The 23545-nt window shown below is 62.0% G+C and carries 21 protein-coding genes, 1 other RNA gene and 1 pseudogene; 9 read left to right on the top strand and 14 right to left on the bottom strand.

The window, feature by feature from the left end:
* Window positions 1-81: 81 nt before the first annotated feature.
* On the bottom strand, window positions 82-2016 hold the full coding sequence (gene dnaK, locus BM194_RS09080) for a molecular chaperone DnaK (protein ID WP_092845915.1): 1935 nt from the start codon (window positions 2014-2016) through the stop codon (window positions 82-84).
* A gap of 119 nt (window positions 2017-2135) precedes the next feature.
* Window positions 2136-2774 (bottom strand): nucleotide exchange factor GrpE, encoded by a 639-nt coding sequence (gene grpE / locus BM194_RS09075; RefSeq protein WP_092845913.1) that lies wholly within the window; start codon window positions 2772-2774, stop codon window positions 2136-2138.
* A gap of 201 nt (window positions 2775-2975) precedes the next feature.
* Here grpE and recN point away from each other — a divergent pair, with 201 nt between their 5' ends.
* Window positions 2976-4649, top strand: a complete 1674-nt coding sequence (gene recN / locus BM194_RS09070) for a DNA repair protein RecN (RefSeq protein ID WP_092845911.1) — start codon at window positions 2976-2978, stop codon at window positions 4647-4649.
* A 76-nt stretch (window positions 4650-4725) separates the two neighbouring features.
* On the opposite strand, the gene fur is transcribed toward recN, so the two are convergent.
* Window positions 4726-5187, bottom strand: a complete 462-nt coding sequence (gene fur / locus BM194_RS09065) for a ferric iron uptake transcriptional regulator (RefSeq protein ID WP_092845909.1) — start codon at window positions 5185-5187, stop codon at window positions 4726-4728.
* 74 nt (window positions 5188-5261) lie between these two features.
* Here fur and BM194_RS09060 point away from each other — a divergent pair, with 74 nt between their 5' ends.
* Window positions 5262-5699: an outer membrane protein assembly factor BamE gene (locus tag BM194_RS09060; protein WP_092845907.1), complete on the top strand. Its 438-nt coding sequence runs from the start codon at window positions 5262-5264 to the stop codon at window positions 5697-5699.
* Window positions 5700-5719: 20 nt separating this feature from the next.
* Here BM194_RS09060 and BM194_RS09055 read toward each other — a convergent pair whose 3' ends face one another.
* Window positions 5720-6058, bottom strand: a complete 339-nt coding sequence (locus BM194_RS09055) for an RnfH family protein (RefSeq protein WP_092845905.1) — start codon at window positions 6056-6058, stop codon at window positions 5720-5722.
* Window positions 6048-6482: a type II toxin-antitoxin system RatA family toxin gene (locus tag BM194_RS09050; protein ID WP_092845903.1), complete on the bottom strand. Its 435-nt coding sequence runs from the start codon at window positions 6480-6482 to the stop codon at window positions 6048-6050. The genes BM194_RS09055 and BM194_RS09050 overlap by 11 nt, the downstream gene beginning before the upstream one ends.
* 186 nt (window positions 6483-6668) lie before the next feature.
* Here BM194_RS09050 and smpB point away from each other — a divergent pair, with 186 nt between their 5' ends.
* Together smpB and ssrA are read left to right on the top strand one after the other, a co-directional pair.
* Window positions 6669-7145 carry an SsrA-binding protein SmpB gene (gene smpB, locus BM194_RS09045; protein WP_092845901.1) on the top strand — a complete coding sequence of 159 codons (477 nt, stop codon included), beginning with the start codon at window positions 6669-6671 and terminating at the stop codon, window positions 7143-7145.
* 59 nt (window positions 7146-7204) lie between these two features.
* Window positions 7205-7584: a transfer-messenger RNA gene (gene ssrA, locus BM194_RS09040) on the top strand.
* 131 nt (window positions 7585-7715) lie between these two features.
* On the opposite strand, the gene BM194_RS09035 is transcribed toward ssrA, so the two are convergent.
* Window positions 7716-8768 (bottom strand): AraC family transcriptional regulator, encoded by a 1053-nt coding sequence (locus BM194_RS09035; protein ID WP_092845899.1) that lies wholly within the window; start codon window positions 8766-8768, stop codon window positions 7716-7718.
* Between the two features lie 197 nt (window positions 8769-8965).
* Here BM194_RS09035 and BM194_RS09030 point away from each other — a divergent pair, with 197 nt between their 5' ends.
* Window positions 8966-9766 (top strand): methyltransferase domain-containing protein, encoded by an 801-nt coding sequence (locus BM194_RS09030; protein WP_092845897.1) that lies wholly within the window; start codon window positions 8966-8968, stop codon window positions 9764-9766.
* A gap of 360 nt (window positions 9767-10126) precedes the next feature.
* On the opposite strand, the gene BM194_RS09025 is transcribed toward BM194_RS09030, so the two are convergent.
* The gene (locus BM194_RS09025; RefSeq protein ID WP_092845895.1) at window positions 10127-11068 is read right to left on the bottom strand and encodes a sodium-dependent bicarbonate transport family permease; all 942 of its coding nucleotides are present in this window, start codon (window positions 11066-11068) and stop codon (window positions 10127-10129) included.
* Between the two features lie 126 nt (window positions 11069-11194).
* Here BM194_RS09025 and BM194_RS09020 point away from each other — a divergent pair, with 126 nt between their 5' ends.
* Window positions 11195-12163: a LysR family transcriptional regulator gene (locus BM194_RS09020; RefSeq protein WP_092845893.1), complete on the top strand. Its 969-nt coding sequence runs from the start codon at window positions 11195-11197 to the stop codon at window positions 12161-12163.
* A 323-nt stretch (window positions 12164-12486) separates the two neighbouring features.
* Here BM194_RS09020 and BM194_RS09015 read toward each other — a convergent pair whose 3' ends face one another.
* Window positions 12487-12699, bottom strand: a complete 213-nt coding sequence (locus BM194_RS09015; RefSeq protein WP_092845891.1) for a hypothetical protein — start codon at window positions 12697-12699, stop codon at window positions 12487-12489.
* 251 nt (window positions 12700-12950) lie between these two features.
* Window positions 12951-13154 carry a hypothetical protein gene (locus BM194_RS09010; protein WP_092845889.1) on the bottom strand — a complete coding sequence of 68 codons (204 nt, stop codon included), beginning with the start codon at window positions 13152-13154 and terminating at the stop codon, window positions 12951-12953.
* Window positions 13155-13459: 305 nt separating this feature from the next.
* Here BM194_RS09010 and ybiO point away from each other — a divergent pair, with 305 nt between their 5' ends.
* A complete protein-coding gene (gene ybiO / locus BM194_RS09005) occupies window positions 13460-15766 on the top strand; it encodes a mechanosensitive channel protein (protein ID WP_244890922.1) in 2307 nt (768 codons plus the stop codon).
* A 70-nt stretch (window positions 15767-15836) separates the two neighbouring features.
* Here the strand turns inward: ybiO and BM194_RS09000 are convergent, their stop codons facing one another.
* From BM194_RS09000 to hemC, 5 genes are all read right to left on the bottom strand, one after another.
* A complete protein-coding gene (locus BM194_RS09000; protein ID WP_092845885.1) occupies window positions 15837-17201 on the bottom strand; it encodes an NCS2 family permease in 1365 nt (454 codons plus the stop codon).
* Window positions 17202-17376: 175 nt separating this feature from the next.
* On the bottom strand, window positions 17377-18600 hold the full coding sequence (locus BM194_RS08995) for a heme biosynthesis HemY N-terminal domain-containing protein (protein WP_092845883.1): 1224 nt from the start codon (window positions 18598-18600) through the stop codon (window positions 17377-17379).
* On the bottom strand, window positions 18597-20093 hold the full coding sequence (locus BM194_RS08990; RefSeq protein WP_092845881.1) for a uroporphyrinogen-III C-methyltransferase: 1497 nt from the start codon (window positions 20091-20093) through the stop codon (window positions 18597-18599). Before BM194_RS08990 ends, BM194_RS08995 begins: the two co-directional genes overlap by 4 nt.
* Window positions 20094-20099: 6 nt before the next feature.
* Window positions 20100-20891 (bottom strand): uroporphyrinogen-III synthase, encoded by a 792-nt coding sequence (locus BM194_RS08985; RefSeq protein ID WP_092845879.1) that lies wholly within the window; start codon window positions 20889-20891, stop codon window positions 20100-20102.
* The gene (gene hemC / locus BM194_RS08980; RefSeq protein ID WP_092845878.1) at window positions 20891-21826 is read right to left on the bottom strand and encodes a hydroxymethylbilane synthase; all 936 of its coding nucleotides are present in this window, start codon (window positions 21824-21826) and stop codon (window positions 20891-20893) included. Before hemC ends, BM194_RS08985 begins: the two co-directional genes overlap by 1 nt.
* Before the next feature lie 201 nt (window positions 21827-22027).
* On the opposite strand from hemC, the gene argH reads away from it, so the two are divergent.
* Entirely contained in the window at window positions 22028-23431 is a 1404-nt protein-coding gene (gene argH / locus BM194_RS08975; protein ID WP_092845876.1) for an argininosuccinate lyase, read from the top strand.
* Between the two features lies 1 nt (window position 23432).
* Window positions 23433-23540, top strand: a pseudogene (gene lptM, locus BM194_RS21120) (LPS translocon maturation chaperone LptM); the annotation flags it as partial.
* Between the last annotated feature and the right edge of the window lie 5 nt (window positions 23541-23545).

Here is a 23545-nt window from a genome sequence, read left to right as displayed (position 1 = left end):
CGCCTCCGTGTCGGGTCCACGGAAACAGCGACGCGGGAGTCGTTTGCCCCCGCGCCGCCGTTACCGTGTCAGACGTTGTGGTTACTGCTTTTTCTGGTCGTCGTTGACTTCTTCATACTCGGCGTCGACCACATCGTCTTCCTGCTTGGCGCCGTCGGCCTGGGCACCGCCCTGGGCTCCACCCTGAGCGGATTCGGACTGCTCGGCGTACATCTTCTGCGCCAGGCTACCGGAGGCTTCGGTCAGGGCGTCCAGCTTGGCCTGGATGGCCTCCTGGTCGTCGCCCTGGAGCGCTTCCTCGAGCTCCTTGATGGCGCTTTCGATCTTTTCCTTGTCCTCGGCGCTGGCCTTGTCGCCCGCCTCGTCGAGGGTCTTGCGCGCGGCGTGGATCATGCCGTCGGCCTGGTTGCGCAGCTGCACCATTTCCTCGAACTTCTGGTCCTCGGCGGCGTGCGCCTCGGCATCGCGAACCATCTGCTCGATCTCGTCGTCGGAGAGACCGCTGGAGGCCTTGATGACGATCGACTGTTCCTTGCCGGTTGCCTTGTCCTTGGCGGACACGTTGAGGATACCGTTGGCATCGAGGTCGAACGCCACCTCGATCTGCGGCACGCCACGCGGCGCCGGCGGAATGTCGGCCAGGTCGAAGCGACCCAGCGACTTGTTGCCGCTCGACTGCTTGCGCTCACCCTGCAGGACATGGATGGTCACGGCCGTCTGGTTGTCATCCGCGGTCGAGAAGGTCTGGGTCTTCTTGGTCGGGATGGTGGTGTTCTTCTCGATCAGCGGGGTCATCACGCCACCCAGCGTTTCGATACCCAGCGTCAGCGGAGTCACGTCGAGCAGCAGCACGTCCTTGACGTCACCGCCCAGCACGCCGCCCTGGATCGCCGCACCGATGGCCACGGCCTCGTCCGGGTTGACGTCCTTGCGTGCATCCTTGCCGAAGAATTCGGCCACCTTGGATTGCACCAGCGGCATGCGGGTCTGACCACCGACCAGAATGACGTCGTCGATCTCGGCATTGGAGAGACCGGCATCGGCCAGGGCGGTCTTGCACGGTCCCAGCGACTGCTTGACCAGATCCTCGACCAGCGACTCGAGCTTGGCGCGGGTGATCTTGACGTTCAGGTGCTTGGGACCGGTGTTGTCGGCCGTGATGTACGGCAGGTTGACCTCGGTCTGCTGCGCGCTGGACAGCTCGATCTTGGCCTTCTCGGCAGCTTCCTTGAGGCGCTGCATGGCCAGGTTGTCGCCAGACAGGTCGATACCGCTGTCGGCCTTGAATTGATCGACCAGGTAGTTGATCAGCTTGAGGTCGAAGTCTTCACCGCCCAGGAAGGTGTCGCCGTTGGTGGCCAGCACCTCGAACTGGGTCTCGCCGTCGACGTCGGCCACTTCGATGATCGAGATATCGAAGGTACCGCCACCCAGGTCGTATACGGCGATAGTCTTGTCGCCACGCGCCTTGTCCATGCCGTAGGCCAGCGCAGCCGCAGTCGGCTCGTTGATGATGCGCTTGACCTCGAGACCGGCAATGCGACCGGCATCCTTGGTGGCCTGGCGCTGCGAGTCGTTGAAGTAAGCCGGCACGGTGATGACCGCCTCGGTGACGGTTTCACCCAGGTAGTCTTCGGCCGTCTTCTTCATTTTCTTCAGCACTTCGGCGCTGACCTGCGGCGGTGCCAGCTTCTTGCCCTTGACCTCGACCCAGGCGTCACCGTTGTCGGCTTCCGCGATCTTGTAGGGCACCATCTTGATGTCCTTCTGCACCACGTCGTCCTTGAAGCGACGACCGATCAGGCGCTTGATCGCGTAAAGGGTGTTGCTCGGGTTGGTCACCGCCTGGCGCTTGGCCGCCTGGCCGACCAGCGTCTCACCGTCGTCGGTGTAGGCGATGATCGACGGCGTGGTGCGTGCGCCTTCGGCGTTCTCGATGACTTTAGGCTTGTCGCCGTCGAGCACGGCGACACAGGAGTTGGTTGTCCCCAGATCAATACCGATGATGCGTCCCATAATCACCTCGAAGATTCGTTGCTTGCCTGTTCATTGCGGCTTTCGCCGCGTCTTTGTCGTCTATGTGGGGACTCGACCGAACCTTTCAAGGGCTGAAGGGCCGCTCCCCTGACAATTGACTATTTCGCCGCCTGGCTGACCACCACCATGGCCGGACGAACGAGACGGCCATTGAGCAGGTAGCCCTTCTGCATCACGTCCATGACGGTGTTGGGCTCCAGGTCCGGGTTGGGCACCATGGCCATGGCTTCGTGATACTGCGGGTCGAAAGGCTCGCCTTGTGGCTCAACGGGCTCGACACCGAACTTGGCCAGGGTGTCGAGTTGCAGCTTCAGCGTCATCGACACACCTTCGCGATGCGCCTCGCTGGCATCCTCGCCCATCGACTCGAGCGCCTTCTCCAGGCTGTCGACCACGGGCAGCAGTTCCTTGACGAACTTCTCGAGGGCGAACTTGCGCGCCTTCTCTACGTCTTGCTCAGAGCGGCGACGCACGTTCTGCGCCTCGGCCGCAGCGCGCAGCGCCTGATCCTTCGCCTCGCCGAGGGCCTGCTCGAGCTCATCGACCTTGGCCGCCAGGATTTCGGCTTCAGGATCGGCCGGCGTATCGGTGCCGTCCGCCTTCTCGTCGGCCATGGCCTGCTGATCGGTGGCACCGGTCTCGTCGAGTTGGCCTTCAAGGGGCTCGGCTTGGGGCTCGGCGTCCTGCTCGCTGCGCTCGAGCTCCTCGTCCATACGCGTCTGTGGATCTTTGGCCATGTCGCTCTCCTGAAAAACGTCAAACGGCACTCGGGCCGCATTGATTGGCGGTTTGCCCCTATATGGGGTTAGCGCCGGCGAACTCAAGGGGCAGACACGGATACGACACAAGGGTGATTGAAGCCCAGGCATGGACTACTGTATAAACGCACAGACAGCGAAACCTGACGCCCAGGAACCAAGACGCGCCCGGAGGTGGCCATGCTGGTACAGCTTGCGATTCGCGATTTTGCCATCGTCGACCGACTCGATCTCGACCTGCATGGCGGCATGACTGCCATCACCGGGGAAACAGGTGCCGGCAAGTCGATCCTGCTCGATGCCCTGGGCCTGTGCCTGGGGGAACGTGCCGATGCCGGCAGCGTACGCCACGGCACCAAGCGTGCCGATATCACGGCCCGCTTCGACATTTCCGGCCTGCCTGCCGCACAGGGCTGGCTCGATGCCCGCGAACTGCCCAGCGACGATTGCCTGCTGCGCCGCGTGATTACCGTCAGCGGCCGCTCCAAGGCATGGATCAATGGCCAGCCATGCACGGTGGGCGATCTCAAGGAGCTTGGCGAGCACCTCATCGAGATTCATGGCCAGCATGCCCACCAGGCGCTGCTGCGCGAAGAGACTCACCTGCGCCTGCTCGACGATTTTGCGGGACAGACCCGTGCCGTTGCCGAGCTGGGCGAGCTGTACCGGCACTGGCAGGGGTTACGCCGCAAGCTGAAGAAACTCTCCGATACCAGCGACGAGATACAAGCCCGCCGCCAGTTGCTGCGCTATCAGGTCGAGGAGCTGGACCAGCTTGCACTCGGCGAAGGTGAGCTCGAAGCCTTGGAGCAGGAGCAGGAGGAGCTCGCCCATGCCGAAGAAACCTTGCGCGAGGCGCAATTCGCCGCCGACTGCTGCGATCATGACGAAGGCGGGGCACTGAATTTGCTGCACCAGGCCCTGGCCCGGCTCGGCAACCTGCCCGGCGCCAGTCGTGGCCCGCTCGCCGAAGCCTGTACCATGCTGGGCGATGCACGTATCCAGATTGAGGAAGCCGCCCGCGAGCTCCACCATTTCGTCGACGGCACCGAGCTCGATCCCGCGCGGCTGGCCAGTGTCGAAGAGCGCCTCGGCGAAGTGCACCGCATCGCTCGCAAGCATCATGTCATGCCCGAGGAACTGGTCGAGCTGCATGGCAAGCTGCGCACGGAGCTCGACTCGCTGGAAGGGGGCGACCAGGACCTCGAGACGCTGACAGCCGAAGTCAAGACGGTACGCGACGATTACCGCGCCCTTGCTCGCACCGTCGGCGAGGCTCGCCGCCAGGCGGCGACTGCCTTCGCCAAGGAAGTCCAGGACCAGCTCGGCTTCCTGGCCATGGGCAAGGCCAGTTTCGAGATCGAGGTCGTGGCCCGGGAGACGCCCCAGCCGGACGGTATGGACATGGCGCGCTTCTTGATCAGCGCCAACCCGGGTCAGCCGGCGCGCCCCTTGGCCAAGGTCGCCTCGGGCGGGGAGCTGTCACGCATCAGCCTGGCGATCCAGGTCGTGGCGGCCAGTCACAGCACGATTCCCAGTCTGGTCTTCGATGAGGTCGACGTCGGCATTTCCGGCGCCACGGCCGAGATCGTCGGGCAACTGCTGAGGCGCCTGGGCCAGTCAGGTCAGGTGCTGACCGTGACCCACCTGCCGCAGGTTGCCGCCCAGGCCCACCAGCATCTCCACATCGAGAAACAGGCCAAGGAGGACGTGACGCTCACCCACATGGCCCTGCTCGACGAGGCCGGCCGCGTTCGCGAGCTCGCCCGCATGCTGGGTGGCGTTCACCTGTCGGACCGTACCCTGGCCCATGCTCGTGAGATGCTGGATGCCAGCCAGTATCAGCACCATTGATGACCGGCACCCTTCAAGCCACAAAAAAAGCCACGGCAACCGCCGTGGCTTTTTCATTGAAATTCGCACGCTTCGTTCAGCGGCGATGGCCTCCGCCGCCACCTTCCTGACGGCGCGTGGCATTCGAGCCCTTGGGGCGCACGTAGAGTACCAAGGCATGATCGACCAGCTCGAAGCCGCGCTCTTCGGCAAGTTCGCGCTGGCGACGCTCGATCTCGGCATCATAGAACTCGACGACCTCGCCAGTCTCCAGGCACAGCATGTGGTCGTGGTGCTCTTCCTGGGACATCTCGAACACGGCATGGCCGCCATCGAAATTGTGGCGCACCACCAAGCCTGCGGATTCGAACTGGGTCAATACGCGATACACTGTTGCCAGGCCAACGTCTTCACCCGCGTCGAGAAGTGCCTTGTAGACATCCTCGGCACTCATGTGAAGATCTTCTTCGCGAGTCGCCTCCAGGATCTGCAGTATCTTGACTCGGGGCAAGGTGACCTTTAGACCTGCCTTGCGTAATTCCTGGTTTCTATCGGCCATGGTTGCTCTTCGCAGTAACTTATTGACTCGAGTATAATCGACCAATTGCAAACGATAGTGAAAGATAGGGGCAAATGCAAAATCTGATTAAAACAGTCACTTTTACACTCGTCCTCACGATGGTGAGCGGATGCAGCTACTTCGGTGTCTACAAGCGTGACCTGCCCCAGGGCAATCTGGTGACGCAAGACATGGTCAGCCAACTGCAGCCGGGCATGAGCCGTGAGCAAGTTCAGTACGTGATGGGAAGCCCGCTGTTGCCGGCCCCCTTCGACGCCAACCAGTGGGATTATGTCTATCGCCTCGACGAGGCATACGGCGACGTCAAGCAACGCCGCGTGACACTGACTTTCGATGGCAACCAACTGGTGGACATCGAAACCTACGGTGACATGCAGGCCGACATGAACCTCTCGACGGACACCGATATCGGCCCGGCCATGGATGAAGGCGGCCCGGCTACCCCGGCCATGCCGCAGAGCGTCCCCACCACGGGCGAGGATCCACTCTGACGCGCGGTTGCGAATAGCCTTTAGCGGGAAGTGTCGGCGGCGCGCTTGGCGCGCGCCTGCTTGGGGTCGATGAGCAGTGGCCGGTAGATTTCGACGCGATCGCCGGCTTGCAGTTCGTGTCGTTCGGGATCACGCAGGCGCTTGCCGAAGATGCCGAGCGGCGCCTGTGTAAAGGTAGTTTCGGGCACGTCGGGAAAGTAGCGAGCCATATCGGCGAGTCGCACGGCGTCACGCGCCGTGGTGCCGGGTTTCACCGCCACGGTAACGATCTTCTGGCGATCCGGCAGGGCATAGGCCACCTCGACGGTCACGGTCGCCGCAGGCTTTGCCTCGCCTGTTACGTTGGGTTCAGCGGCCATAGACCTCATCGGCCCGCTGAGTGAAGGCATCGACCAATTGGCCTGCTACCTGGCTGAACAGCTTACCGAAGGCCATCCCCAGCAGGCGGTTGGAAAACTCGAAGTTCATCTCCAGGCTGACCTTGCAGGCGTGTTCGCCCATCGGCGTGAACAGCCACTGCCCATTCAGACGCTTGAATGGCCCCTGCACCAGAGACAGCTCGATCCGGTCCGGCTCGTACAGGTCGTTGCGTGTCGTGAAGCTTTGCTCGACGCCGGCCTTGGCGAGCGTCAGCTCCCCTATCAGGTGGACCCGGTCCCGCTCGAGGAGCCGGGCTCGCCGACAGCCGGGAAGAAATTCCGGGTAACTTTCGAAATCATTGACCAGGTCGAACATGGCTTGGGCGGAATGCCGCACCAGGGCGGACCGATTGACCGTTGGCATGCACCTCTCCGCTGTCTTCAATGAACCGGGCCCGCCAGCGTATCGGCCCGGCGCAACCTGCGCACTATGGTAGACGCACCGTTAAGCGTATCATGGCAAAATTCGACGCCAAGGCCTTGAAGGATATCATGCCTCACCTCATATCGTAGGCCTGGCGGACATTGGCACAACGAGACACGAGGACTCATGGCCAAGAAAAAAGCCAAGATGGGCGATAACGTCATCGCTCTCAACAAGAAGGCACGCTTCGAATACCACATCGATGAAACCTTCGAGGCCGGATTGGCCCTGGCCGGATGGGAAGTGAAGAGCATGCGCGCCGGCAAGGCCCAGCTCACCGATACCTATATCCTGGTCAAGAATGGCGAGGCCTGGTTGCTGGGTAGCCACATCACTCCCCTCAACACGGCCAGCACGCACGTCGTGGCCGACCCGACACGGACTCGCAAGCTGCTGTTGCATCGCAAGGAAATCGCCAAGATCTTCTCGCGGACCCAGGACAAGGGACACACCTGCGTCCCGCTCAAGCTGTACTGGAAGAAGAACCTGATCAAGTGCGAGCTGGCGTTGGTGACCGGCAAGAAGCAGCATGACAAGCGGGCTACCGAGAAGGAGCGCGACTGGAATCGCCAGAAGGCACGTATCATGCGTGAAAACAAGTAAGAGTCGGGCTTGAACTTGCGATACCCCGGCCCCACCTGATAACATATACAGGTTCCAACGGGGGCGACATGGCTTCGACGCCGGTGACAACCTCCTAGGTGCATGCCGAGAGCGTGGTGTATCTCGTAAATCCAACATCACATTTAAATAGTCGCAAACGACGAAAACTACGCTCAGGGCGCTCTGGCAGCTTAAAAACTGCTGGTAGTTAGCCTGGCCCCAAAGCGATGTGCCTATCCATCGTGGAGGGGAGACGAGCTAAAGCTGATAGGATCGCGGTTGACGGCGCCTTCCCGTTAACCGTTAACACTTAGAAGGATCGCGGTATGGAATCCTGCCCGTCGGAGTTCATGCCGCTAAATCAGAAGACGGACCTAAGCATGTAGAGCCGAAGAGCGAGTACCGGCGGACGCGGGTTCAATTCCCGCCGCCTCCACCAAACATGATTGCGAATCAAGCACCTGCGGGTGCTTTTTTCGTTTCTGGCCGTTAGTTAACCTGCCCGAGCTACACTCCACAACGCAGCAAGTTGCCCCAGACGACTTCCGGCAAGCCGAAGCATCCGCCCTGTCACTCATGTCGATGGGCGCGCCAAGCTGTAGGCGATGTGCCAACGATGCGCTTGAATGCACGGCTGAAAGCTGCCTCCGAGTCGTAGCCGACCTCCCGGGCAACGGTATAGACCTTGTCCACGCCCTCTAACAGTTGTTGCGCAGCGATCTGCATGCGCCACCGTGTTAGATACTCTTTGGGGGGGAGCCCCACCTCATGCATGAAGCGCTCGGCAAGCACGGAGCGTGAGGTCCCGACCTCCCGCGCAAGGTGTCCGAGCGTCCAAGACGCAGCAGGATGTCGATGCAGAACTTGCAGCGCACGGCCCACTACCGGGTCCTGCAAGGCGGCCAGCCACCCTCGCTTTCCCGCAGTGTCCAGGGCCAGATAGCGGCGGATGATTTCCACGAACAACAGTTCACTGAGCCGTAGAAGCACGCAAAAGCCTCCCTCCTGTTTGTAGCGAGACTCTCTCACAGCGAAATCCACCATATGCCGAACGGTATCTTCATGGCCGGCCTCGACAGCCGGCACACGAACCATGCTCGGCAGTGCGCCGAATATCGGATTGAACGGGCGCGTCGCGCAGCCGAGAAAGCCACAGATGATTCTGTTTCGCCGTACACCGTCGCCCTCCGCGACCACGGAGGGAAGCTCACCTGCCGCCATCTGGCGAAAGAAAGCAAGAGACGACTCGTACGCATAATGGTCAGGATGTGTCGGCACGCTGGACATGACGTACTTCTCGCCGTGAGGAATCACGAGGATATCTCCTGTCTCCAGCCACATAGGTTCCTGATCAGCGACCGATACCCAACACGTCCCCTCGACCAGGATGTGATAGGACACGATTAGATCGGCGGCAGGCATGATGACCCGACGAAGTCCTGCGCTATCGGAAACCGCTGTCACGAACGGCCATGACGGCTCCCAGACAAAGAACAAGGCGCCCTGCAACCGGACATGCTCCAGTGCATCGGATAACGGGTCATCTCTGCAACCCGCCGCTGGCCATAAAGTCTCGGACGTCGAGACGGGCGATCCGGACCCTTGATCATGGCGACGGTTCATCGTGCCCTCCTAGACTCCCCTCATGGCCGTCGGCGTTCGGTGTACTTGTCCGGCCTGGTCTCTTTGCAGCCCCGCCGGATAACAGGAGCGACAGAGCGTGGAAAGCCCAGCCCGCCATGCTCCACAGCATGTGAAACGAATAGTCGTGGTCATTACCGCTTTCAATATGTTCTCTCGACGCAAAGGGAGACCAGACAATGTCAGCATTACATGAACACTCACTCTCCCCCGCCGAGATCTACGAGGAGGCTTTCGTCCCCGCACTGTTTCAGCAGTGGGGAGACGTGATGACAGAGGCCGCCTCGGTAGGCTTCGGACACCGGGTTCTGGACGTTGCCTGCGGGACCGGAGTTGCCGCCTGCGCAGCGGCTGAACGTGCCGGGGCGCAAGGTAGCGTGGTGGGGCTCGACCCCAATTCCGACATGCTAGCCGTGGCGGCGTTCAAGCATCCTCTTGTCGAATGGCGGGAGGGTCGAGGTGAGGCGCTCCCCTTTCCCGATGCCAGCTTCGACCGTGTGGTTAGTCAATTCGGCCTGATGTTCTTCGATGACCCTGCCGCAGGCCTTCGGGAAATGATGCGTGTACTGCGCACGGGAGGAAAGCTGGCCGTTGCCGTTTGCGATGCGTTGGACCACTCGCCTGGCTACGCTGTGCTCGTGGAATTGCTGCATCGCCTATTCGGCCCCCCGGTCGCCGACGCCTTTCGCGCCCCGTTCATTCTGGGAGATCAGGATCGGCTACAAATGCTCTGCTTGGATGCCGGACTTTCCGAGGCAGGAATCGAGAGACGTGACGGCAACGTACACTTTGCCTCCATCAGCGATCTGATCACCACAGAACGCGCCTGCGCATGGACGCTGGGTGGGATACTTGATGATGAGGAATTCGACCGTCTGGATCGCGAAGCTCAGGTATCCCTGCTGCCCTTTCAGCATGAAAATGGCTGGATCGACTTCACTATGCCGGCCTTGATTGTGTCTGCGCAGAAAGCGCCGTAACGCAAGACAACGCGTTCCAGGAATCACCACCAGGCCAGGCATAAGCTATTGACGGGCCAGGTAAACTGCATTCTGCTGGGGCTGCAAAGGTCGCAAACAAATTGAATGGTTGCTTGCATCTTACGACTAATGTGCTTGTTCTTGGTCCACGTCTCACGATTGAAGCCAACCCGGGCACTAGTTCTGCTGACGGAAGCAATAGCTAATGGTGAGTTAGCAACAAACATATAAGAGGCCACATACCGGTTTCGGGGCATTCCAATCCATACCGGGAACAGCCCAACCGGCTGATGCCCCGGACCGGCATGGCTCTGGCAGGCCATACCGGCCACGAATTCACAACTAGCTTTCTCACGGACCCTAGGCCGTAGCCCACAGAACCAGTTGATGATAGAGCGGGATACCTACAATCACGTTCAGCGGAAAGGTAAAACCAAGGGAGGCAAGCATCGCCAGCCCGATATTCGCCTCGGGTATGGCCGTGCGCATTGCTGCCGGTGCGGCAATGTAGGAGGCACTGGCGGCAAGCGCGGTCAGGATGAGCACCGAACCGGCGGGCAGGCCCAGGATAACCCCGACCGACATGCCCACCAGGGAAAGCACAGCCGGTGCAGCCAGGGCGAAGGCAAGCAACCGCCAGTGCCGCCAAGGAATGGGACGCAGGGTTCCCGCTGCGGTGAGCCCCATCTCAAGCAGAAACAGGGCCAGCACGGCATGGAAGGCTCCGGTCAGAAGATTGGTGACGTTGGCCCCTTCTGCCGGGCCATACATGGCCCCAATGACCACACCGCCTGCGAGCAGTATCACGCCGCGATTGGTCAATGTCTCGTGCCAGATTCCCTGCATGGCCTCGCCGGTATGCTTGCCGCGATATCGGCGGAAAATCGCGATGGCGACCATGATCGCCGGCAATTCCATCATCACGAGATAGAGGGTGACCTCCGCACCGATAGGCAGGCCACGCCCTTCGGCAAAGGCGAGAGCCACGGCGAAGGTGCCGGCGCTGACCGAGCCATAGTGGGCAGCCAGGCTGGCACTGTCAGCCGGCGACAGACGCACGACGCGACGCAGCACCGGCATCAGCGCCAACGGGATCAGCGCACCAAGAGACGCCACCGATAACAGCTCCGGCACGACAGACCAGCCGAGATTGCCGTAAAGCGCCATGCCGCCCTTGAGGCCGATGGTCAGCATGAGCAGTAGGCTCAGTGTATCGTAGGCAGCCTTGGGAATGGCCAGGTCGGATTTCAGAACGCCGGCCAACAGGCCGAGCAGGAAGAACATCACCACAATATCAGGCATGAATCACTCTCTTGTCGCAGGCAATGGCAAACCCGCGAATTATGCAGAGCGTGATATATTGACCCTAATAAATTTCTAGCGAATCCAGTATGGATAATACTCTATGACTCGACATAGAAACTGCCAATGAACGTCCGCCATCTTACCTTCCGGCTTCTGCAAGTATTCACCACGGTAGTACGCACAGGCTCGGTCAGCGAAGAAGCACGTCAGCTTCATCTGACCCAGCCGACGGTTTCGCAACAGCTTCGACGCTTGACCGAAGCCGTGGGCGAATCGCTACTGCAAAACAGCCAGGGCCGCCTGATGCCGACTGAAGCAGGCCGGGAGCTTTATCGGGCCAGCCGCGAGGTACTCGGTCGCTTCGATGATTTCCAGGATTATCTGACAGCGCTACGCGGCGGCAAGCGGGGGCGCTTCAGCATCGCCCTGGTCAGCACCGCGCAGTATGTGCTGCCCCGCCTGCTCGGCCCCTTCAGCCAGTCCTTTCCCGAGGTAAACGTCACTCTTCACATCGGCAATCGCCGCCAAGTACTGACGCGCTTTGAGCATCAGGACGATGACCTCTACGTGTTCAGCCACCCACCGTCGCTGGACCAGGCCTTGGCTGGCCGATTCTTGCGCAACCCGCTGGTCGTGGTGGCACCGCACACCCACCGTTTCGCCGGGCGGGAGCAAGTGGCGATGCATGATCTTCTGGATGAGCGCTTTCTGCTTCGTGAACCCGGGTCGGCAACCCGCATGCTGTTCGAGAGCTGGCTGCAGGAACATGGCCTGTCGCTGGGCCCCACATTGCAGATGGCAAGCAACGAGGCGATCCGCGTGGGGGTGGCAGCGGGCCTGGGCCTGGCCGTGCTGTCCGAACACGTGCTGCCACCGGAACATCCCGATCTGGCGATCTTGCCGGTGCGCGACTTCCCGGTAGAAAGCTACTGGCAGTTCATCGTCCGCCTCGACCAGCGCCTGTCTCATGCTGCCCTGGGCTTCTTGCGCTTTGCCGCGGGGCATCTCGACGAATGTGTGGAACCGCGATTTCTCGCCAACGAGTTGCACGTCATGCTGGGGACATTGGAAAAGCCGGTAGACGAAGTATGACCACGGAAGGGTTGGCGGGTATGTGGCAAGGCAATTCGCCAGGAAACTTCTGGCCCAGACGCAAGAAAGCCCGGCCTAGCGGCCGGGCTTTCTGGGCGCTTCGAGCGCCACTTTCCTTGTGTCCCTTCGCAGACATCCTGTCCACGCATCCTTGGGTACATCAGCCGTCCTGGCTGGTATGGCTTCCTTGCCTGCGAGGTCTCTCCGTGACCCCGTGATATGCATTCTGCCAAATTACGGACGCCCCGTGTTTAATCCACGTTAGCATGCTTTGTAGGAAATCGACGATAGGTCATGTAGTCGATGGCCTGGTAGGCATTCTGTCAGTGGGCACCCTGCTGCCAGCTTGTCTTGATGCTGGTCAGCATATAGGTAATGGCCTGCGATGCCTGGGTGTAGGCAGGCACGCTGACAGCATCGTAATCGATCGCAAGACACGTTGGACACGGCGGCTTGATAGGTGTCAGTGCATCCATGTAGACCATGCACTGGCAATGACGACAGACATACAGTGCGCGACTGTCGGCAGCACTCATGGCATTCCCCTTGATATTTCCCTTTCATCGGCCAGTGGTTCTGGCTTCTTCATGACAAGCGTGGCACCGGCAAGCCAAACCGTCGAGATGAAATCGGCTCATGGCAAAAGGCGAGGGTTACTGCACTGAGGAGGACGCTAAAAATCAGGCTACTCACATGGCTGCCAGGCAGGGCGATCATGCAAAAAGGTCACCCGACCGGGAGGCCAATCGCTGCCACTTGTCATTTTCAGGAAAAAAGGCAGCGCCACTCAGGAGGCCAGATACCCCCACTGATCCTGATGCGGCAAGCGCCGTCTGGCACTGGCCATCGTCTCCTCGAGCGCATCGCTACAGCACTTGAACGCATGACAATCGGCACAGCGAACGTCCTGTTCCTGATCGTTAGGGGTGGGAATCATGAAGCGCTCTCCGCCACAGACATTGCAGCGCAAATCCAGGGTTACCTTGAGCATTGGGCTGTCCTTTTCCAAACAATGCGACCAGCGCATTATACCTTCCCGCACGACGGCTGACTGTACAACTTGCGTACAAGCAAACTTTTTTATTCGCGAATAAACCGTCAGACTAGAGTCTGTATCATGCTAATGGGGCAGTACGGCCCGCTTGCCGTCCCGACACCTGTCCGAACTCACCCTGACATCAACCAGCAAGACAATGCGGGACCATCATCCCGCCAACATGGAGGTCTGTAGTGTTACTACCGCGCCTGAAAGCCCGGTTGAGTCATTGGCTTGCGCTCATATTGCTCCTGGTGGCAATGCCGGCCCTGGCTCAACAGGCAGAGACTACCGCGGGCGATACCGCCAGCGACACCGTGGCCTATTCCACCCTGGCCGACCTGCTGGAGAACGATGCCACCCGCCAGCGCCTGATCGAGCAGTTACGCACCCTGGCCAGTGATGACACCAGTGTCGAGGCCCCTGGCGAGATCGCGGCTCAGGAAGCCGCTGGCGAGCCAAACCCTGCCGAAGCATCATTGGCCAGGCGACTGGCCGAAACCACCAGTGAAGTGGCCAGCGATCTGGGCCATCAGTTCACCCTGCTGGTCGATGCGCTAGGCGCCCTCTTCACGTCGACAGGCGCCGACACCGGCCCTCGGATCAGCATGGACGAGATCACGAGCGCTGCCCTGAACCTGGCCCTGGTGATCATAGCGACCTTTGCCGCGTTCCTGATCCTGCGCAGCCTGGCCCGCCCCTTGTTCTCGAAGATCAGCCGCTGGTCGCAGCAAGGCAGTGGGCGCAGCCCCCTGCTGCGCGTCATCGCCGCCGTGACCATTGCCGCGCTGATCGATATCGTCGTCGTAGCCCTGGCCTACGTCGGTGGTAGCCTCATCGCCACTTTCGCCATCGGCGAAGCAGGAGAGCTTTCCACGCGCGCCTCGCTGTTCCTCAACGCCTTCCTGATCATCGAGCTGGTCAAGGCCGCGATTCGCATGCTGTTCTCCTCCCGCTACGAGGGACTACGCCTGCTGCCGGCCTCTGCCGGGGAAGCCGCACACTGGAACCGCTGGCTGGCCACGCTGACCGGCTTCGTTGGCTACGGCATGCTGGTTGCAGTACCCATCGTCAATTACTATCTCTCACCGGCACTGGGTCGCGGCCTCGGGCTGGTCGTCATGCTGCTGGCGTTCGTCTATGCCACGGTCTTCGTGCTCAAGAATCGTCTCAAGCTGCGCCATGCCCTGGAGGCGCGTGCCGCCAGAACCAGCATGGGCGCCTCGCGCGTTGCCCTGAACCTGCTGGCCAAGCTCTGGCATTGGCTTGCCATCGCCTACTTCCTGGTCGTGTTGCTGCTGAGCATCGTGCGTCCCGAGGATGCCTTGCCCAGCGTCATGCTGGCCACGCTGCAGACCTTGATCATTGTCGGCATCGGCATGCTGCTCTCCGGTGTGCTGACCCAACTGATCGGCAAGCGCATCACGCTATCCGACGATCTGCGTCGCAAGTTGCCCAAGCTCGAAGTGCGGCTGAACGCTTACATCCCCACCTTCCTCAAGGTGATTCGCGCCATCATCCTGATTACCGTCGTGCTGCTGGTGCTGAATGCCTGGGGCATCTTCGACCTGGCCGCCTGGTACGCCACCGACGCTGGTTCGGGCACGGTCAGCAAGCTGATCGACGTGATCATCATCCTGGTCGTGGCAGCCGCGCTGTGGATCGCCCTGGCCAGCCTGATCGAGCACCGCCTGAGCCCCGAGACCGGCACCGGCGAGCCTTCTGCCCGTGCCAAGACGTTGCTCAGCCTGTTCCGCAACGCCTTGGCCATTACCCTGATCACCATGACCGGCATGATCGTGCTGGCCGAGATCGGCATCAACATCGGACCGCTGATCGCCGGCGCCGGGGTGCTGGGCCTGGCCATCGGCTTCGGTGCCCAGAAGCTGGTGCAGGACATCATCACCGGTATCTTCATCCAGGTGGAAAATGCTATGAACACCGGCGACGTGGTCTCGGTGGGTGGCGTCACCGGTACGGCCGAACGCCTGAGCATCCGCTCGGTGGGCATTCGCGACCTGTCCGGCACCTATCACATCGTGCCGTTCTCCAGCGTCGACACGGTATCCAACTACATGCGCGAGTTCGGTAACCACGTCGGCGAATACGGCATTGCCTATCGCGAGAACATCGATCACGCCATCGAGCATCTGGAGGCTGCCTTCGAGGAGCTCAAGGCCAGCGAGGAACACGGCCACAAGATCCTGGCGCCGCTCACCGTGGCAGGGGTTACCGCCCTGGCCGACAGTTCGGTCAATATCCGCGTGATCATCAAGACCACGCCGGGTGACCAGTGGGGCGTGGGCCGTGCCTACAACCGCCTGGTCAAGATCCACTTCGACGCTGCGGGTATCGAGATTCCGTTCCCGCATACCACGTTGTACTTCGGCGAGAACAAGGATGGGACGGCACCGCCGGCTCACCTGCGCCTGGCCGAGGAGCGTCGTCAGGCGGTGGAGACCCAGCCGGAACAGCCCGCCACCTCGGACACCGAGACCTACCGGGTCAGCGACCCGTCCCACGACAAGCCGGACTCGGACGACGTGGACGCACCCCAGGCACGCTGACCGCGTTGCCTGAATGTGAAAAGGGGCTGCCGGATCGGCAGCCCCTTTTTTGTGCCCGGAAGAACATGCCCTACTGGGTAGTCACCAGCATCACCACGCTGAGCAGCGCCGTGACCCACATCGCCGGCTTGATCTCGGCCAGCCGCCCGGTGCACAGCTTGACCAGCACGAAGCTGAGAAAGCCGAAGGCAATACCGAGAGTGATCGAGTAGGTCAGCGGCATCAGGATGATCGCCAGGAAGGCAGGAAAGGCCTGATCGAAGCGGTTCCAATCGATCTGACTGATCGGCGACATCATGAACAGCCCGACCAGGATCAGGGCCGGTGCCGTGGCGATCGCCGGGACCAGCGACAGTAGCGGCGAGAGGAACAGAAACGGCAGGAACAACAGCGCAATGACCACGGCGACCAGCCCGGTGCGCCCACCCTGCGACACGCCAGCCCCCGATTCGATGAAGGTCTGTGCGGCACTGGTACCCAGCGGCGCTGCAATCATCGAGGCGAAGGCATCCACCGTCATCGAGCGCTTGAGATTGCGCGGGTTGCCGTCCTTGTCCTTGAGATCGGCCGACTCGGACAGTGCCAGGAAGCAGGACAGCGCATCGAAGAAATTGGTAAACAGCATGACGAAGATGAACGGCAGGTAGGCGACCTTGAGTGCGCCCCACAGATCCACCTGCATGACAGCACTGAAGTCGGGCCATGCCGCCAGCCCGCTCCACTGCACGAGCACTTCGTCACCCCATAGGCGGCCCATGGGCAGGGCCAGCAGGGTGGTGAAGGCAATGCCGAGTATCAAGGCTCCGTTCCAGCGCAGGATCGTGAAGATGGCCGTCGCCATCATGCCTAGAAAGAAAGTGACCAGTGAGGGATCGAGGCTGCCCAGCGACACCAGGGTGGCCGGGTTGGCGACCACGAAGCCGGCATTCTTGAAGCCAATGAAGGTGATGAACAGGCCGATACCACAGGTGATCGCGAAACGTAGCGAGTCGGGTATCGCCTCGATGATCGCCTTGCGCACATTGAACATGGCCAGCACCGCGAACATCACGCCCGACCAGAACACGCAGCCCAGCGCAGTCTGCCAGGGCAAGCCGGCGCCCTGCACCAGGGTATAGGTGAATAGCGCGTTCATCCCCATACCCGGTGCAACGAGGATCGGATTTCTTGCATACAAACCCATGGCGAGACTGCTGAGGAAGCTGATCATCACCGTGGCCGACAGCGCCGCCGAGAAAGGAATGCCGGCATCGCTCAGAATGGCCGGATTGACAACAATGATGTACATCCCGGCAAGGAAGGTGGCAACACCGGCAAGCATCTCGGTGCGCAGTGTAGAGCCTCTACGACGTATGCCGAAGTAATGCTCGATCCAGCGTTCGTCACGGACGCCGGGGGTCACCTCGTCGTAGGGCACGGAAGGGCTCTGGTCCATTGGTGTATCCCATTATTGTTGTGGATAGGGGTTTGATTTCGTCTACAGGGTAGGCAAATCTGACCAAATGGACAACTTGATTGACGGCACATGTATACAAAAGTAGAGCAGCAGTGCCTACAGCAAGCATAAAAAAGGGCGCCATGCGGCGCCCAGGAGAGCAAAGGGAACGGGGCTAGCGGTTGCTGTCGCTGGGTTGTGGCAACGCCGGCAGCGACTTGTCGAGCAGCTCGACGCTCTGGCGATAGTAGAGCTGGCTCTTGTTGTGTTCGCCCAGGTTGGCGAACAGCCGTGCCAGTTCGGCACATACCACACCGCTGGGGCGCTGTCGCTGGCTGGCCTCGAAATATTCCTGCGCCTTGCCCCAGTAGGCATTGCGTAGCGACAAACGGCCCAGGGTCAGCAGCAGATCGGGATCGTTGGGACGCTCCTGCAGCCACTTCTCGGCATAAGCCAGCTGGCGACCGGGATCGACGTTGAGCAGCCCGTAGCGCAGCACCAGGCGACTGTCCCAACGCTCCTTGAGGGAATGGCGCAGCAGCCGTTCGGCGATGCCTTCCTCCTTGCCACGCACCAGCGCCTCGGTGTAGAGGCCGACCAGCTCCACATCGCTACGCAGGTGATCGGGCATGTCCGCCCACAGGTTGCGGACCCGCTCGACATCGCCGGGGTGACGCGCCGCCTGCAGGATCAGCTCACGATAGGCACGCTGCTCGAGTTCGTGACGCTCTTCCTGCGTGACCAGCTGCTGACGGGCCATGCGCGGCATCAGCCGCCGAATGCCTTCCCAGTCGTTGACGCTCAGGTAGGCCTGCTTGAGCAGTTTGAGCACTTGTGGGTGCTCGGGCAGTTGTTTCTCGAGGCGCGTCAGCGTCGCCAGCGCCTCCTCGAACTGCTGGCGGTCGAGCATCAGTTGGGCCTGGACCATGCCGACAGCGGTGTCGGCGCCTTCGGTGCTGCTATGTGCCCGGCGCAGCAGCGTGTCGGCCTGCTCGTAACGTCCCTGGTAGTGGGCGGCCAAGGCTGCCGACAGATAGTTGACCAACGGGGTGCTGGAATCGTCAGCCGCCTTGGTCAGCGCCTTCTCGGCACGTTTCCAGCGCCCTTCGGCCAGCGCCACCAGGCCACGCACGGTACGCCGCATGGCATTGCGGTTGCGGTTGCGGCTGTTCCAGACCTTGAGCCGACTGACCGGACGACGCATGCGCGTCAGCAGGCGCAGCACGAAATGCAGCACCACGAACAGGGCCAACAGCATCACCAAGCCAAACCAGAACGAGGTCTGGAAGGAGGTGTCGCCGACACGCACCAGCCAGTAGCCGGGCAGCGCCTGCATCAGTTGGCCCAGCAAAGCCCCCAGGGCCAGGCCGATGACGACGATGAGTATCAGTTTTCTCATGCCTCACCACCCCCGCCGCCTTGGCGACGCGTCATGAAGTCTCGCAGGGCCTGCAGCGACTCGCTGATATCAGGCAGCTCGGGGCGGATGGTCTTGTCCATCAGCGAACGCAGGGTATCCAGTACCTGCTGGACCCCGTCACTGTCGGTATCGTAGTAACCCTCGATCAGGGTGATCGCCTTTTCCAGACTGGCGCGATACAGCTCAGGATTGGCCTGGAGCAATGCCAACTGGGCCTGCTCGAGCTGCAGGCGTACGTTCTGGCGCAGGTAGGACTCCTGCTCGGGGGTCATCAGGGCTTCCAGGGCCTGGTCATGACGACGCACGACGACCAGCTCCTTGATTTCCTGCCACAGACGCGACAACTGCTGCTGCCAGGCGCCCTCGACCGTCGAAGTATCGCCTGCCTCGGCGGCAATCTGTTCGATATCCTGCTGCAGCGGCAGCTTGGCAAGCTGCTGCTGCTGCGCCATCAGCTGCAGGTAGAGGCCAGTGCGGTCGATGTCGGGTACCGATTTCAATTCGCCCAACTCGGACTGGATGGCACGACGTACCGGGGTCAGAGCGGGATTGTCGGCCTCTGCCAGACGCTCGTCAGCGGTGCGCAACAGCGAAATCGCGCCGTTGACGTCGCGCTCGAGCTGCAAGCGCTGGTTGGCCAGACGCAGCAGATATTCGACCTCGGAGAATAACCACTCGTTGGGGTTGGTTTCCTGCTCCTCGGCCAGCTTCGCCAGTACGTCGTCGAGCGTCTGGTTCATCTCCTGACGATATTGCTGCATCTCGTTGCGCAGTTCCTGCACGGCCTGCTGGCGCTGCTGGTCGCGTCCACTGAGCTGCGAACGCAATTCGTCGATGGCGTCGGCGTTGGCACTGGTATTGCTCTGGACCTGGGAAACCTGGGAGAGCTGCGACTGCTGGGCCTGTAGCTTCTGCCATGCCCACCAGCCGGCGATAACCGCGACCAGCAGCAAAAGGATGACCAGGACCAGCGCGACGACACCGGCCTTGCTACCCCCACCGCCACTGCCACTCGTGGGTCGCGTGGCTGTCGTCCCCGCACTACCGCTGCCTGACGTAGCGGTGGTGCCTGGGGTGGCCGGCCTGGATGGCGTGTCCTTGGGCTTGTCGCCGGGCTTGCTGGTACCAGCGTTGCTACCAATGCCCGTCTTCGCCGGCTCCGGCTTGGTGTCCTGAGACTTCCCGGGCTTGCCGTCCTCCTGGGCCTTGGCCGGTGCTGCCGAGCCTTCCTGCCTGGACTTGGCACTGTCCGTCGCCGGACGGCTGGCATGGGATCTGTCCGTTTTTCCGGCAGGTTCCGCCGCCTTGCTCTTGTCGTTATTCGAGGATGTCGACGCAGCCTTGCCATTGCCGGACTGGGCCGCAGCCCCCTTGTCCGTAGCCGGTTTTTTCGACGCGTCGCCAGGGGACTCGCCCTTGCCCGCGCCGGAAGGCGCACGTTGTTCGTCCTGATCGTGCTCTTGCTTGCTCATCTGTCGCTAGCCCTTTTCAAGATCATCATGATCGGCGCCATCCAGGTTACACGCGTTGGCCACGGCAGCCGTCAGGGCGGCCGGTGTGGCGCCTTGCGCCACATGTGGACGCAGATAGCCCAGCGTGTGGGCCAGTGTAGCCAAACGCTGGCTGGAAACGATTAGCGGTTGGTTCAACGCCTTGCCAGAACACCATCCTGCCAGATGTTCCAGCAATTCGCCGCTCGTCACCACCAGTGCGGAGTAATCTCCCTGTGCCAGATACTGCGCGCCCGGCCCGCCAGGCTCAACCGGGGTGCGGCGATACAACGCCAACCGGGTCAGCTTTGCTCCCCGCTGGGCAAGGCTGTCGGCCAGCACGGTTCGCCCCCCTTCGCCGGCGACCAGCAACACACGCTGATCATCCAGCCGCTGCAGCGAAGGCAGTTGCAGCAGTGCCTCACTGCTGTTGTCCTCGGCATTGGCCGGCGGCAGGTGAACGCGCACACCCAGCATATCGTGCAGCACCTGGGCCGTGCCTGCACCCACCGCGTAGAAACTCGGACCCAACGGCAGTTGCGGCCAGTAGCGGTCGAGCCCATCGGCAAGGCATTCCGCGGCGAAGGGGCTGACCACCACGACCCGCTGGAACAGATCGAAGTCGAGCCAGGCCTGCCGCACCTCGGGCGTTTCCGTCAGCGGCTCCAGACGCATGGCCTCCAGCGCAACCGCCTCGGCGCCCGCCGCCTCGAGTGCCCGATGCAGCGGTTGCGCCCGCTTGCCGGGGCGCGTGATCAGGACACGGGGGCGCGGCGGCATCAATACTCGCCGTAGACGTTGGCCAGGATCTCGCCGGCCCCTTGGTCGAGCAGATCCTCGGCCACACGTATGCCCAGTGCCTCGGGCTCGTAGGCCGAGCCACGGCCCTCGGCGCGCAGCACCTGGGAGCCATCCGGCATACCGACCAGCGCACGCAGCCACAGCGTATCGCCTTCCAGGACGGCATGTCCGGCAATCGGCACTTGGCAGCCGCCCTCGAGCCGGGTGTTCATGGCCCGCTCGGCACGCACCCGGGTCGCCGTCTCGGGGTGGTCGAGCGGTCTCAACAGCGCAAGCAGTTCCGGCGCATCGGTCCGGCACTCGATGCCCAGTGCGCCCTGCCCGCAGGCTGGCAAGCAGATTTCCGGCGGCAATTCCATGGTGATGCGTTCGCCGAGCCCCAGCCGACGCAGTCCGGACGTGGCCAGGATGATGGCATCGAAGTCGCCGGCATCGAGCTTGCCCAACCGGGTCTGCACGTTACCGCGCAGGTTGAGCACCTGCAGGTCGGGGCGCGCCTCGCTGACCTGCAGGCCGCGACGCAGGCTCGACGTACCCACGCGCGCGCCCTTGGGCAGGTCGTCGAAGCTGGCATAGTGGTTGGACACGAAGGCATCCGTGGGCTCGGCACCTTCCAGGATCACAGACAGCCCCAGCCCTTCGGGAAAGTGCATCGGCACGTCCTTCATGGAATGCACGGCAATGTCGGCACGACCGTCGATCATCGCCTCCTCGAGCTCCTTGACGAACAGGCCCTTGCCGCCGACCTTGGCCAGCGGCGTATCGAGAATCTTGTCGCCCCGGGTGGACATCGCCACCAGTTCCACCTCGAGACCCGGGTGCAGTGCCATGAGGCGGTCGCGCACGTATTCGGCCTGCCACAGGGCGAGCAGGCTCTTGCGAGTGGCGATACGAAGCTTGGTGATGGCGGACACGTCAGTCTCCCTGCAATGGAATGGACGGCGTTTGCGCCGACCCATAGGTGCGGCCATTGCCATGGCCCGTTGCCTTTCATCATAAAGCAGTCGTGAAGCAAGGAAAAATCGCCGCCTGACGTGGCCCCGACCGGCCTCGCCAGCCGCGTCGACTCTGGTACACTCATCCCTTTCAGTGACAACGCAGGACGCTTACGCCCGATGAGCCAGCAGACCAACCAGTCCTGGGGTGGCCGCTTCAGCGAACCCACCGACGCCTTCGTCGAGAAGTTCACCGCCTCGGTAGACTTCGATCGTCGCCTCTATCACCACGATATCCGCGGCTCGGTTGCCCATGCCACCATGCTCGAGCGGGTCGGCGTGCTGACCGCCAACGAGCGCGACGCCATCATCGATGGCCTTGCCGAGGTCGAGCGCGAGATCGAGGCCGGCGAGTTCCCGTGGTCGGTCAAGCTCGAGGATGTGCACATGAACATCGAGGCACGCCTGACCGAGAAGATCGGCATCACCGGCAAGAAGCTGCACACCGGCCGGTCGCGCAACGACCAGGTGGCCACCGACATTCGCCTCTACCTGAGAGACGAGATCGACGCCGTCGACGCCGAGCTGACGCGCCTGCGCCACGGTCTGATCGAGCTGGCCGCCAGCGAAGCCGACACCATCATGCCCGGTTTCACCCACCTGCAGACGGCCCAGCCGGTGACCTTCGGCCATCACCTGCTGGCCTGGCAGGAGATGCTCGCTCGTGATCACGAGCGCCTGCGCGACTGCCGCAAGCGGGTCAACGTGATGCCGCTGGGCGCCGCGGCGCTGGCCGGCACTACCTACCCCATCGACCGTCACGTCACTGCCGAACTGCTGGGCTTCGAGCGCCCCGCCGAAAACTCGCTGGATGCGGTGAGTGACCGCGACTTCGCCATTGAGTTCGCCGCTCTCGCCAGTCTGCTGCTCATGCACCTGTCGCGCATGAGCGAGGAACTGGTGCTATGGACCAGCGCCCAGTTCGACTTCATCGATCTGCCCGATCGTTTCTGTACCGGCTCCTCGATCATGCCGCAGAAGAAGAACCCCGACGTGCCCGAGCTGGTGCGCGGCAAGACCGGGCGCGTCTACGGCCACCTGATGGGCCTGCTGACGCTGATGAAGTCGCAGCCGCTGGCCTACAACAAGGACAATCAGGAAGACAAGGAACCCCTGTTCGACACGCTCGACACGGTCAAGGGCTGCCTCAAGGCGTTCGCCGACATGGTCCCGGCCATCGAGGCCAAGTCGGACAACATGCGTGAAGCGGCCCGGCGTGGCTTCTCCACCGCCACCGACCTGGCCGACTATCTGGTGCGCAAGGGTGTGGCCTTCCGCGACGCTCACGAGATCGTCGGCCAGTCCGTGGCCTACGGTATCGCCCAGAAGAAGGACCTTTCCGAGATGAGCCTGGATGAACTCCGCCAGTTCTCGGACACCATCGGCGACGATGTCTTCGAGGTGCTGACCCTGGAAGGTTCGGTAGCGGCACGCAACCACATCGGCGGGACGGCGCCGGATCAGGTCCGCGCCGCCGCGCAGCGCGCCCGCGACGCTCTGCAGGCCATGACGGGGGAAGGTTAAGATGCGCTCGCGCTCGGTACTGGCCGGCCTGCTGCTGGCGTTGACGCTGCTCGCCGGCTGCGGCCAGAAGGGACCGCTCTATCTGCCGGGCGATGAGCAGGCCGCAGAGACCTA

Source organism: Modicisalibacter xianhensis (assembly GCF_900113605.1).
GTDB classification, from domain to species: Bacteria; Pseudomonadota; Gammaproteobacteria; order Pseudomonadales; family Halomonadaceae; genus Modicisalibacter; species Modicisalibacter xianhensis.
The sequence above is the reverse complement of the archived record's forward strand: the minus strand, read 5'-3'. Positions and strand labels throughout refer to the sequence as shown.